The following is a 12228-nucleotide window of genomic DNA, read 5'->3' as shown; positions in this document are numbered from 1 at the left end:
GTTCAACATTTTCATTCTATATATTATCTCTTCCAATTTTTTCTTATTTAATACATTTCTTATTTGTATTAGATTGTAAATTTCGGTATGCTAATAACGTGTTATATAAATTTTCAAACTAATCTATCAATAGTAGATGTTGGGGGAAATCAAATGACTGAACACTTACAAATCCAATCTATCATATCAAATATAGAAAAAGTAATGATTGGAAAAAAGAATATTGCAGAACTGGCAGTAATAGCGCTACTTGCAGATGGCCATGTTTTATTAGAGGATGTACCAGGAGTGGGAAAAACGATGATGGTTCGTGCTCTTGCTAAATCTATTGGAGCGGATTTTAAGCGAATTCAATTTACTCCGGATTTATTACCATCCGATGTTGTAGGGGTTTCAATCTACAATCCGAAAGAGATGGAATTCGAATTTAGACCTGGTCCAATTCTAGGGAATATTGTATTAGCAGATGAAATAAATCGAACTTCACCAAAAACACAATCCGCTCTATTAGAAGGTATGGAGGAAGCATCTGTCACAATTGATGGCGTTACAATGCCTATTCCTAAGCCATTTTTCGTAATGGCTACACAAAACCCAATTGAGCATGAAGGTACGTACCCACTTCCAGAAGCACAATTAGACCGTTTTATAATGAAGTTAAAAATGGGCTATCCTCACCCAAGCGAGGAAATAGAAGTACTGAATCGATTAGAAAAACGAATGCCAATTGATGAGTTGCATGCGGTTATTTCATTGGAAGAATTAATCAACCTTCAAAAGAAAGTGAAGGATGTTAAAGTAGATTCTACAATGAAAGGTTATATCGTAGAGCTTGCCAATCGTACAAGAGAGGATACATACATTTACCTTGGTGTGAGTCCACGCGGCTCCATTGCATTAATGCGAGCATCTCAAGCATATGCCATGCTGCATGGAAGAGATTATGTAACTCCGGATGATATTCAATATTTAGCACCATTTGTTTTTTGCCATCGCATTATGTTAAGACCAGAAGCTCGCTATGATGGTATTTCAACGGAAGAAGTTCTTTCAAGAATAGTGAAAAGAACGCCAGTCCCAATAAAGAGGAAAATAATTCAATGATAAAGTGGTTTAAGCAACTAAAGAAGCTAAAAGGGGTTTTCGGATTAACAACCCTGCTAATTGCGGCTTTTGTCTATGCGATGTTCCAAGGGGGCTTTGTAAGCTGGTTTCTTTTTTATCTTGCCATTCCAATTTCTGTTTATTCGCTACTGTTGTTTATGTATCCCCTTTCTAAGATTGAGGTGGAAAGGACGATTGAAACCCGTCATGTATATAGTGGTGGAAAATTTTCAGCCACTATACACGTGAAAAGAAAGAATCATTTCCCTCTTATGTATACTACCTTTGAAGAGAAGGCAAGTAATAGTTTACAGCCAGCTCCCTCTTGGAAGCGGATGACATTTTGGGGGATGAAAAAAGAATTTAAGTGGACTTATGAGATGGAACACATTCCAAGAGGTGAGCATGAACTTGAAGGTACAATTATTCGAGTGAGTGATTTATTCGGTTGGGTAAGGAAAGAAAGTTTTATTCCAAATAAGAAAACGATTTTAGTATTTCCTAATCTGACTGATATGGTATATATCCCGATAGAATCAAGGTATGACCAAGGGGCTGCGGCATCTAGAATTCTAGCGATGAAGGATACATCGATGGCAATTGGTGTGCGATCCTATCAACCTGGAGATAGAGTTTCATGGATTCATTGGAAATCGTTTGCAAGAACACAGTCACTAAAGACGAAAGAATTTGAAGAGCGACAGTCGCAAGATTTGTTTGTACTACTGGATAGAACATCATCCCCTTTATTCGAAGATGTTGTTGATTTGACGGCTTCTATAATGCAATCGATTGTACGGCACCAAGCATCTAGTGCGTTTCTTTCGATTGGTGAAACACGGGTTTATATTCCAGCAGTTCAAAGTGAAGAACAGCTTCAACGAGTAATGTATCATTTAACAAAAGTACAAGCAGATTTATCTAAACCAATGGACCAATTAATATTAAACGATTCAGCAATTCGTCAAGCAACTTCCCTGTTATATATAACTAGCAATCTTACGTATGAGTGGCTAGACAGCATTCAAAAGACAGTTGATAATCTTCGTGTTTGTACGTGTTTTGTTGTGAAACAAAAAGAGATGAAACTGCCTAAAGAGGAATCGTCTTTGCATCAATATGCGGCAAGTAGGGGAATTGACGTTCATATTTTGACGAAAGATAGATTTGCCCAAGCGTTCTTGGAGGTGAGTCGTTCATGAGTGAAAAAACACGTCTATCATTTTTGTCTTTAATGATCTACTTGTTTGTTTTTATCTTAATGGTTGAATGGCTAAAACCCGTAATAGAGTTGACGGATACAGATCATTTGAATTTATTTTGTCTATTTTTAGCACTTTCTTTTCTATTTTATTTAGTAAAACTAAATTGGAAGATTGCGATTCCATTAAAAATATTATTTATTTGGTGGATACTTGTCTCCATTTATACAGAGGTATCTTTTTTTTCTAGAGATTCATTTTCTTTTTTATTTGATACAACTATCGTAAATATAAAGGCATTAATTGCGCAAGAGTGGCTAGCAGTGACCGATTCATTTCGCACATTATTGTTTTTCATCCTATTATGGATGACTACTTATTTATTGAACTATTGGATAAGAGTAAGGCAAAATTTACTTCTATTTTTTGCATTGACGGTTTTATTTATCGCCATATTAGATACGTTTAGTCCGTATAACGGAGAAAGAAGTATTGTAATTGTATTGGCTGTTGGATTTTTATTAAATGGATTGTTATATGCACAGAAGGTAATTAATGAAAATAAAGTTCAACCATTCGGAAAGCTTCTTCTCACTACAGTATTAAGTCTTTTTGGATTAATCGCAGTGAGCGTAGGATTGGCATTTGTGTTACCAAAAGCAGGTCCAAGTTGGCCAGATCCAGTACCATTTTTTACTTCATCGAGTACTACCCATACAGGAAGAGAAGGTTCGGGTGTAGGTGGCATTCGAAAAGTTGGATATGGTGAGAATGACGAACATTTAGGTGGAGCATTTTTTGGAGATGATACACCTGTATTTTATGCGACAGTACCGAGAGAACAATATTGGAAGATTGAAACGAAAGATACGTATACATCTAAAGGATGGATTCAATCTGATACAGAGGCCCAAATTAGTAGTTATGAAAAGGAAAATCCAATTGCTCTTGATATTTCTCCAGGACAAGAGGAGGAATTAGCAGTTGCAAATATTTTAATGAGGCAGGAATTTCCATTTGTAGTGCAGCCTTACGGATTAACAAGTATAAACTCATTAGAACAAGTTACACTATCTTTGAACGCAACAAACCAAAAAATTTCAACTTTTCGGGGTGGAGATACTGTGCCACTTGGAAGTTATGAAGTTTCCTTTAGAGAACCGACATACAGCTTACAAGCACTTCGAGAAACGACGAGTGAAAGTTTGAATGGGTTAACAACCGAGTTTAATCGATACTTACAGCTACCTGAAACACTTCCTTCTAGAGTGAGAGATTTAGCAACATCTATTACCGAAAATGAAACCAGTTTATATGATAAGGCAAAAATAATTGAACGATATTTTCGACGAAACGGGTTTAGTTATAACCAAACACTTGCCGCAGTTCCAACAGGAGATACAGATTATGTAGATCAGTTCTTATTCGAAACCAAATTAGGTTACTGTGATAATTTCTCCAGTTCTATGGTCGTTATGCTAAGATCGATTGGAATACCTTCTAGATGGGTGAAAGGTTTTGCTGCTGGAGAAGTTGACCACAAGGAAAATAATGTTCCAGTTTATGAAGTGACAAATAATAATGCACATTCTTGGGTGGAAGCTTATTTTCCTGAAATTGGGTGGATGCCATTTGAACCAACTATTGGTTTTTCAAATAGTATTAATATCAAGTATGACTTAGATATAACGGCAAATGATTTTGACACTCCTGTACCTGTACAGCCGCCATCTTCAAAAGATAAACCTAATACTGAAAAAACGGAATTGTCCAAAGGGTTTACGGATGTCATGAAGAGTGGGTTAGAGTGGATATCTAATCGAAAAGCAGCAATTATTTGGTCATGCGTTGGCTTACTTTTATTAAGTTTAACTGCCTATCGGTATAAACGTAAGTGGATTTCAAAAGTATTAATTCCTCTATATCGAATCCGAAAGAATGACTGGTATACTTTTGAGAAAATGTATCATCAACTACTGAAACAACTAAGTTTTTACGGACTTGGAAAAGAACAAGGCCAAACACTAATGGATTATGCACAACAAATCGATGCATATTTTGGAGATAAAAATATGAGAAACCTTACAAGTGTATATGAAAAAGGATTTTATGGCGGGAATCGTGAGGATATAAATTATAAAAAAATGAGAGAAAGTTGGGAAAATTTAATCAATCAGCTAAGCGGTTGATTTTACGCTCCACAACCTGTAAACTGAAGTCAAATTAAATTGACCAAGTTGCCCTCGTATATGTCCGATGATATGGTTCGGATGTCTCTACCAAGTTACCGATAATAACTTGACTATGAAGGTGAATGCAGTCATGTCTTTTTTGGACATTTGCATTCGCCTTTTTGATGTAGAGAACATAAACGCGTAGAAAGAGGATACTTTCATACGCGTTTTTTTATTCTTATTTGCTCATACTGAATAAGATAAAGAACCAGCCGGATGCTGCAGATATTTTACATTTTCCAGGTGAAAAAATCTGGGCCAAATAAGCCAAGGCGAATTTGATAGGGAAGCGAATTTGGATTACTTAAAAGAAGAGGTGGATGCTAATGTCTTCAACTCCATTGTTGAAAGAACAAGAAAAAATTGTCGTACTAGATTTCGGTAGCCAGTATAATCAGCTAATCACGCGTCGTATTCGTGAATTTGGAGTGTACAGTGAACTACACCCACATACAGTAACTGCGGAAGATTTAAAGAAAATGAATGCTACAGGGATCATTTTCTCTGGTGGCCCAAATTCTGTATATGATGAAAATGCATTTCATATTGACCCAGCGATTTATGAAATCGGTGTACCAATTTTAGGGATTTGCTACGGAATGCAATTAATGTCCCAACATTTCGGTGGAAAAGTAGAGAAAGCTTCTCACAGAGAATACGGAAAAGCGGAAATTGACGTTAAAAATGCAACGGCTTTATTTGGACAACTTCCTGCAAACCAAGTTGTTTGGATGAGTCACGGTGACCACGTAACAGTAGCTCCTGAAGGATTTGAAGTTATTGCTACTAGCCCTTCATGTGAAGTTGCTGCAATGGCAAATGAAGCGAAGAATTTTTACGCAGTTCAATTCCACCCAGAGGTAAGACACTCTATCTACGGAATCGACTTACTTCGTCAATTTGTATTCGATATTTGTCATGCAACAGGCGACTGGACAATGGAAAGCTTTGTTGAAATGGAAATCGAAAAAATTCGTGCGGAAGTTGGCGACAAGAAAGTTCTTTGTGCACTTAGTGGTGGAGTAGACTCTTCAGTAGTAGCTGTTTTAATCCACAAAGCAATTGGTGACCAGTTAACTTGTATGTTCGTTGACCACAACCTAAACCGAAAAGGTGAAGTTGAGCAAGTTATGAAGACTTTCACTGAAGGCTTTAATATGAAAGTTATTAAAATTGACGCACGTGAGCGTTTTATGAATAAATTAGCAGGAGTTTCTGATCCTGAAAAGAAACGTAAAATTATCGGTAACGAATTCATTTACGTATTTGATGAAGAGGCTTCTAAGTTAGATGGTATGGATTTCTTAGCTCAAGGTACTCTTTATACAGATATTATTGAATCTGGTACTGCAACAGCTCAAACAATTAAATCTCACCATAATGTAGGTGGACTACCTGAAGATATGCAATTCAAGTTAATCGAGCCTTTAAAAACTTTGTTTAAAGACGAAGTGCGTGCACTTGGTTTAGAGCTTGGTCTTGATGAAGCGATCGTTTGGCGTCAACCATTCCCAGGTCCGGGTTTAGGTATCCGCGTTCTTGGTGAAGTTACAGAAGAAAAATTAGAAATCGTTCGTGAATCAGATGCAATTCTTCGTGAAGAAATCGCAAAAGCTGGACTTGATCGTGATATTTGGCAATACTTCACTGTACTTCCAGACATCCGTAGCGTAGGTGTAATGGGCGATGCTCGTACATATGACTACGCAATCGGTATCCGTGCTGTAACATCTATTGATGGAATGACATCTGACTGGGCACGTATTCCATGGGATGTACTTGAAAAAGTTTCCGTACGTCTAGTGAATGAAGTGCCACACATTAACCGTGTACTGTATGATGTAACGAGTAAACCACCAGCAACTATTGAGTGGGAATAGTTAATAATAGCCTAGAGTCCTTAGTATAAAAGGGCTCCAGGCTATTCTTTTATGACTTAGTTAAAACCGATAAATAAATGTCAATACTCCCGTCTGTTTTATAAACCTCAAAATCAGTTGTATAAGCTCTTGGTAAATCACTTTTCCAAATTTCATTCCATGCCTTACCAACACCACTTAGATCTTGAGATTCCACTTCCCAAATATAGTATTCTCCTTCTCCGATAGTTATAAAATGTTCTCCATTCTTTTTTTCCGTTCCAATCATAAAGTCAAAGTTGCCTGTGAAGTCACTTTCATAATTACTGTATACTGCGTAAATATCACCCTGCACTTTGTTTTTTAAGAATTCCTCCCACAGTTTTGAAAAAATACTACTGTCATTATTGTTTGTTCTCACTTTATTTCCGTAGATTACTTTAGTAGAAAAATTTTCTCTCACTTTAATCTCCACCTTTCTAAAGTGAATTTATCATGGTATATATGACAACTGTTTGTCATCTTTTATTTTTTTGTAGATTTTGTTTAATTCTTTGTAATATTTTTCTTTTAATTCCTTTGGTTTAATAACTTCAACTGAGCTACTAAACATTAATAGAAACGGAATTAGGTTTTTATTACAGTCGTACTCAAAAGTAACTCTAATATCATTTTTTTGAATTTCAATTTCCTCTTCTAAGAAAAAATCATACAGTTTGCCTAATTGGTCCCTGTGGAATAATAATTCAACTACCTCATAATTGGCTGCTAAGCTAAGTTCATTTTCTTTTGTAGTGAAGTATCCTTCTTCTAATAAAATACATTCGCGAATTCGAGTTAGTTTAAATATTCGATTATCTTTTCTGTGATCACAATAAGCATCTAAATACCAGTTGCCATCTTTTAAACTAATTCTATATGGAGAAATAACTCTGTTTGTTACTTCTCCAGTGAAAGAGATATATTTTATTTTCATCTTTTTATGATGAGCCATCGCTTCTCTTGAGATTTTTAGTTTTTCTTTTGTTTCTATTTCAATTTCTTCTCTATGAATAGTTGGAGAATAAAAGGAGAAGTTTCTATATGATTCTTCACTTTCTCTTAAATTCTCCAACTTCTCTATAAGGATTTGGTTATCTATTTGCATCATATTATTTTGCATTTTTAAAGCTTCAATAATTTGGAGTTTCTCTTCATCAGAAAACAAGTATTTATCCATTTTGTAAGAGGGCATCAATCCAACACCCCCATGCCGTCCATGAATTGTTACAACTGGAATTCTGGACATAGCTAATGATTCAATATCTCTATAGATAGTTCTTTTACTCACTTCTAACTTATTTGCTAGTTCCTCGGCAGAAACTATTTCTTTATTTAGTAAAATAACTAAAATAGATAACAGTCTTTCAATTTTCATTTTCTATGTACTCTCCTTATATTGTCGCCATTTTATTGAATAGAATTTTTTTATGTTGTATTAGAATCGTCAGAATAACGAACTATTACATAATATTATTGAATAATGTTCGGATTTAGTATTGATTTTCAAAAAGGACAATGTTATATTACTAACATAATTTAATTATGTCGTCGTATAACGTTGGGAATAAGGCCCAAAAGTCTCTACCGGATCACCGTAAATGATTCGACTACGATGAGTGGAAAGTGTTTTTCTTTCGCTTATTAGAGATGTTTAAGCATACGACTGTGAATAGTCGTATGCTTTTTATTTTACTCCTGAGTATAGTTCATCGCATCCAAGAGGATTTTTTTGCAGAGACTATTATCAGAGGCTTGTGCTTATCCAGTTATCGTGACAATAAAATGGAGGAACTCATGAAAAAGTATTTTCGTTTTGAAGAACTAGGTACAAACTATCGTCGTGAAATTATTGGTGGTTTAACAACATTCTTAGCAATGGCGTACATCCTAGTAGTAAATCCAATAACTTTATCTTTAGAGACTGTTCCAGGTTTACCAGAATTCATGTATATGGACAAAGGATCTGTATTTACAGCAACAGCAATTGCTGCAGCAGTAGGGTCCATATTGATGGGGATATTAGCAAGATATCCAATTGCGTTAGCTCCTGGTATGGGTCTAAATGCATTTTTTGCTTATACGGTTGTATTGACTTACGGAATTCCTTGGCAAGTTGCTTTAACAGGTGTTTTATGCTCAGGTATTATCTTTATTATTCTTTCATTATCCGGAATTCGTGAAACAATCATTAATGCTATTCCAGCTGAATTGAAATATGCGGTTGGTGCAGGAATCGGTTTATTTATTACATTCATTGGTTTACAAAATTCTAAAATTATTGTGAGCAATGAAGCAGTTATTGTAGGTTTAGGAGACTTATCTGATCCTAATGTTTTATTAACAATATTTGGTCTTGTACTTACAGTGATCATGATGGTTAAAGGAATAAAAGGCGGCATTTTCTACGGTATGTTAATTACTACAGTTGTAGGTATGGTATTTAGTTTAGTACCTATTCCAGAAGCTGTAGTAGGAAATATCCCTTCTATGGCTCCAACATTCGGAGCAGCTTTTGATGCAATCGTGAATGATCCAACAGCTTTACTAACAACGCAATTTTTAGTAGTAGTTTTAACTTTCTTATTCGTTGATTTCTTTGATACAGCAGGAACTTTAATATCTGTTGCAAACCAAGCTGGTTTAATGAAAGAAGGGAAATTACCACGTGCTGGAAAAGCATTACTTTCAGACTCAATCGCTACAGTAACTGGTGCGATTGCTGGTACTTCCACTACAACTTCTTATGTAGAATCAAGTGCAGGTGTAGCAGCGGGTGCTCGAACAGGGCTAGCAGCAGTAGTAACAGGGGTATTATTCCTATTATCATTATTCTTTTACCCGGTACTTAGTGTGATTACTTCTCATGTAACGGCTCCAGCGTTAATTATTGTAGGTGTACTAATGGTTGCTTCTCTAGGTCAGATTGAATGGACTAAGTTTGAAATTGCTGTCCCAGCATTTTTTGTAATTATTGCAATGCCATTAACTTATTCTATCGCAACAGGTATTGCAATTGGATTTCTTTTCTATCCAATCACAATGATTGTCGCAGGAAGAATAAAAGAGATACATCCAATTATGTATGGTTTATGGCTTGTATTCCTAGGTTATTTTATTTTCTTATAATAGAAATCAAAAAGAGAGACCGCATGTTGCTCTCTTCAGACTGTAGACAAACTCAAAAAAACGAGTTGTTTACAGTCTTTTTGTTTTAAACTAGGATAGTTCAGGTTGTCCGAAGCTTATCGCTCTCTTTCTGCGGGCGCCGAGTCGCTTGGGCCAACACGATGTTGGTCATGAAGGCGTTGAGGCCCACACGACGTGGGTCATGCAACCGTTGCCACGGGATGTGGCGAACTTAGGTTGCCTTCCATTTGACGAGGTGCACTTAGCCTTCCTTCCTCTAACATGCTCCTGCAGGGTCTCGACTGTCTCGCTTTTCCCGCAGGAGTCAATCGGACGCTTCTTCAAACCAATCAATCACCTCTGAAACATAACTTTGTTATTTATGTAATTCAGTAGATTAGTAGTTACTTTAAATGATTAACTATAATTTTATATAGAAACTATGTGGGGAGATTATGATTTTTACTAGAGGGCGTGTATTAAGTTAGATGCATGTAAATGTAGATAACTGTTGAATTTTACGAGATTATTTTATATAAGGGAGTTTTTCGTTGCATTTTTCAGAATAAAGTGTTATTATCTTTTTACACCTTTCTACAAAAATAGTGTTGACTTTACCTTTTGAAGGGTGTTAAGATACAAAGGTCGCTAAAACAAGACGACAACATGAACATTGAAAACTGAACATGCAAAACGTTAAGACATATAGCTTGATAGACTAACTTCGGTTAGTCCGATAGCAAAACAATTTNTCGCCCGTGGAAAGCGAGCGGTAAGCTTCGGAAAACTACGGGGGAACTTCATTAAAAGTGAAACTATATGGACTTTTTCAGTGGCCTCCGGAAAGGGAGCCGTTTCAACGATTTTCTTATTTATTGGACTATTGGACAACCCTTCTGGCAAAGTAGAATTATAGGGACTTTTCAGTGCCCTTGAGCGAAGCGAAGGAGAAGGCTCGTCGCTCGCCAGCGGAAATCACTGCTTTCAATCATTATTTCATTTTAAATAAAAAAGACTATAGGCAAATTCGATTTTATCGAATTTGTCTACAGTCTGAGATGTGCAAGTATACACATCCTTCTACCAGACTTAAGTGGGAATGGTAATAGTAAAAGTCGTTCCCTCTCCTGTTCTGCTTTGCACATCGATTTTCCCTTTAATTTTACTAATGGTCCCGTATACCATCAACATGCCAAGACCCGTTCCTTCTTTTTTGGTTGAATAGTAAGGTTTTCCTAATTGACGGATCTCATCATTCGTCATCCCAACCCCATTGTCTTGTATACTGATAATAATATTCTTCCCTTGCTCCATAACTTTTATGGAAAGGGTACCTCCATCATCCTTCATTGCTTCTATAGAGTTTTTCATTATGTTGATTAAACATTGCTTCATCTGGTTTTGATCATAATCTTTTTTCAGGGAATTGGTAAATTGATAGTCAATCTCCACATTATTAAATACAGCGAATGGCATCAATACATTTTTTACATACTCCATTTCTTCCTTTAAATCGGAGTGGACCATATTCTCTGATTGAGGTTTTGCGAACGCCAGATAATCATTTAATATATTTTCTGCCCGAATTAGTTCTTGTAATGAGTACTCAATATACGCTTTGTCCTCGTCCTTGATAGTTCTGGAGACACTTAATAACTGTAGAAATCCTTTCGTCACGGTTAGAGGATTTCTTATTTCATGGGAAACACTGGCCGAAAGCTCACTCATAACATGCAGTCGTTCAGCACGAAGAAAGTTTTCTCTATTTTTGATGTTGGATATGATTCTTTCTATCATAATCATGTTCAATGCAATAACAATGGTATGGGCAATCACAGCATAAAAAGCGAGTGTCCAATATTGTTTCGTTAGTTCCTCAAAAAAAGTGGACAAACTAAGAAGATAAAAGACGACCGTCAATAAGACTGCAATGACACCAGTCATTATTCTCTTTCTAGTATTATATCCTGAAAATTTTTGAGTCAGCATAGGCACTGTAATAAAAATAACTGTTGAAAAAAGAAATGACTGGAACAAACCTTCTCCACCTATTATAAAGCGATGTACATTCAATATGATATATAGTGGAAAAACCCTTTTATGCCCCCCGTATAGCGCTACTATGATAAATGGTACATATCGCAAATCAAAAATAAATCCAATTTCCAATTTAAACGGATAAATCATGCATAGGATCATGGAAAGTGAGAAAAAAAGGAGGAAAAATATATAATGATACTCCTTTATGTACCTGTCAAAAAAGACCACAATGAGAAGGACCGGAAAAATTAAAAATAAGATATTAATTAATAACGTTTCTAACATATAGATAACATCCTCCCTGCATTAAGGATTACCGGTACTGGGAGAAAAAACCTTCTTTTTACCCCATTGAAGGCTACGTTCAATGTAAATCAGATACAGGTGATTTAAATGCTAAGCTCCTCTTGCAAAAACGAAATATTACATTGATAAAATTATATCATACTAGTTATTTTTTGAATGAAGTATTTATTTTTCTGTTTACTTTCCATATATTCTATCCCTGTAACCTAATACGAGAATATGTTTATTCAAAGAAAAAAGAGGTACATAGAAAGTAAGAATGTTCAACTACCGAAAAGTAAATTGGAGGGATATTGAAGTGAAATGATCCATTAT

General features: G+C 35.7%; 8 protein-coding genes and 2 riboswitches. Of the genes, 5 read left to right on the top strand and 3 right to left on the bottom strand.

Going from position 1 to position 12228, the window contains the following annotated elements; genetic code table 11:
* Positions 1 to 153: 153 nt before the first annotated feature.
* The 4 genes from FG384_RS11925 (at position 154) to guaA (ending at position 6420) form a co-directional block, all read left to right on the top strand.
* Positions 154 to 1104 (top strand): AAA family ATPase, encoded by a 951-nt coding sequence (locus tag FG384_RS11925; protein ID WP_142642825.1) that lies wholly within the window; start codon positions 154 to 156, stop codon positions 1102 to 1104.
* Positions 1101 to 2306, top strand: coding sequence for a DUF58 domain-containing protein (locus tag FG384_RS11920; RefSeq protein ID WP_142642824.1), 1206 nt, complete (start codon positions 1101 to 1103; stop codon positions 2304 to 2306). Before FG384_RS11925 ends, FG384_RS11920 begins: the two co-directional genes overlap by 4 nt.
* Positions 2303 to 4495, top strand: coding sequence for a transglutaminase TgpA family protein (locus FG384_RS11915; protein ID WP_142642823.1), 2193 nt, complete (start codon positions 2303 to 2305; stop codon positions 4493 to 4495). The genes FG384_RS11920 and FG384_RS11915 overlap by 4 nt, the downstream gene beginning before the upstream one ends.
* A gap of 34 nt (positions 4496 to 4529) precedes the next feature.
* A riboswitch (purine riboswitch) is annotated at positions 4530 to 4631 on the top strand.
* Between the two features lie 235 nt (positions 4632 to 4866).
* Positions 4867 to 6420 carry a glutamine-hydrolyzing GMP synthase gene (guaA, locus tag FG384_RS11910; RefSeq protein WP_142642822.1) on the top strand — a complete coding sequence of 518 codons (1554 nt, stop codon included), beginning with the start codon at positions 4867 to 4869 and terminating at the stop codon, positions 6418 to 6420.
* Positions 6421 to 6469: 49 nt separating this feature from the next.
* Here the strand turns inward: guaA and FG384_RS11905 are convergent, their stop codons facing one another.
* Both FG384_RS11905 and FG384_RS11900 read right to left on the bottom strand, forming a co-directional pair.
* Positions 6470 to 6862 carry a GyrI-like domain-containing protein gene (locus FG384_RS11905; protein ID WP_142642821.1) on the bottom strand — a complete coding sequence of 131 codons (393 nt, stop codon included), beginning with the start codon at positions 6860 to 6862 and terminating at the stop codon, positions 6470 to 6472.
* A 30-nt stretch (positions 6863 to 6892) separates the two neighbouring features.
* On the bottom strand, positions 6893 to 7816 hold the full coding sequence (locus FG384_RS11900) for a helix-turn-helix transcriptional regulator (RefSeq protein ID WP_142642820.1): 924 nt from the start codon (positions 7814 to 7816) through the stop codon (positions 6893 to 6895).
* A 153-nt stretch (positions 7817 to 7969) separates the two neighbouring features.
* A riboswitch (purine riboswitch) is annotated at positions 7970 to 8071 on the top strand.
* Between the two features lie 164 nt (positions 8072 to 8235).
* Here FG384_RS11900 and FG384_RS11895 point away from each other — a divergent pair.
* On the top strand, positions 8236 to 9567 hold the full coding sequence (locus FG384_RS11895) for an NCS2 family permease (RefSeq protein WP_142642819.1): 1332 nt from the start codon (positions 8236 to 8238) through the stop codon (positions 9565 to 9567).
* Between the two features lie 1089 nt (positions 9568 to 10656).
* Here the strand turns inward: FG384_RS11895 and FG384_RS11890 are convergent.
* Positions 10657 to 11892 (bottom strand): sensor histidine kinase, encoded by a 1236-nt coding sequence (locus FG384_RS11890; RefSeq protein ID WP_142642818.1) that lies wholly within the window; start codon positions 11890 to 11892, stop codon positions 10657 to 10659.
* Positions 11893 to 12228 lie beyond the last annotated feature (336 nt).

The sequence above is a fragment of the Psychrobacillus vulpis genome, from assembly GCF_006861825.1.
Lineage (GTDB): Bacteria > Bacillota > Bacilli > Bacillales_A > Planococcaceae > Psychrobacillus > Psychrobacillus vulpis.
The sequence above is the reverse complement of the archived record's forward strand: the minus strand, read 5'-3'. Positions and strand labels throughout refer to the sequence as shown.

Excerpts from the sequence above, each read along its gene's own strand:
- FG384_RS11895 (WP_142642819.1), top strand. The coding sequence starts at position 8,236 with ATGAAAAAGTATTTTCGTTTTGAAGAACTAGGTACAAACTATCGTCGT.
- FG384_RS11915 (WP_142642823.1), top strand. The coding sequence starts at position 2,303 with ATGAGTGAAAAAACACGTCTATCATTTTTGTCTTTAATGATCTACTTG.
- FG384_RS11900 (WP_142642820.1), bottom strand. The coding sequence starts at position 7,816 with ATGAAAATTGAAAGACTGTTATCTATTTTAGTTATTTTACTAAATAAA.
- FG384_RS11890 (WP_142642818.1), bottom strand. The coding sequence starts at position 11,892 with ATGTTAGAAACGTTATTAATTAATATCTTATTTTTAATTTTTCCGGTC.
- guaA (WP_142642822.1), top strand. The coding sequence starts at position 4,867 with ATGTCTTCAACTCCATTGTTGAAAGAACAAGAAAAAATTGTCGTACTA.
- FG384_RS11920 (WP_142642824.1), top strand. The coding sequence starts at position 1,101 with ATGATAAAGTGGTTTAAGCAACTAAAGAAGCTAAAAGGGGTTTTCGGA.
- FG384_RS11925 (WP_142642825.1), top strand. The coding sequence starts at position 154 with ATGACTGAACACTTACAAATCCAATCTATCATATCAAATATAGAAAAA.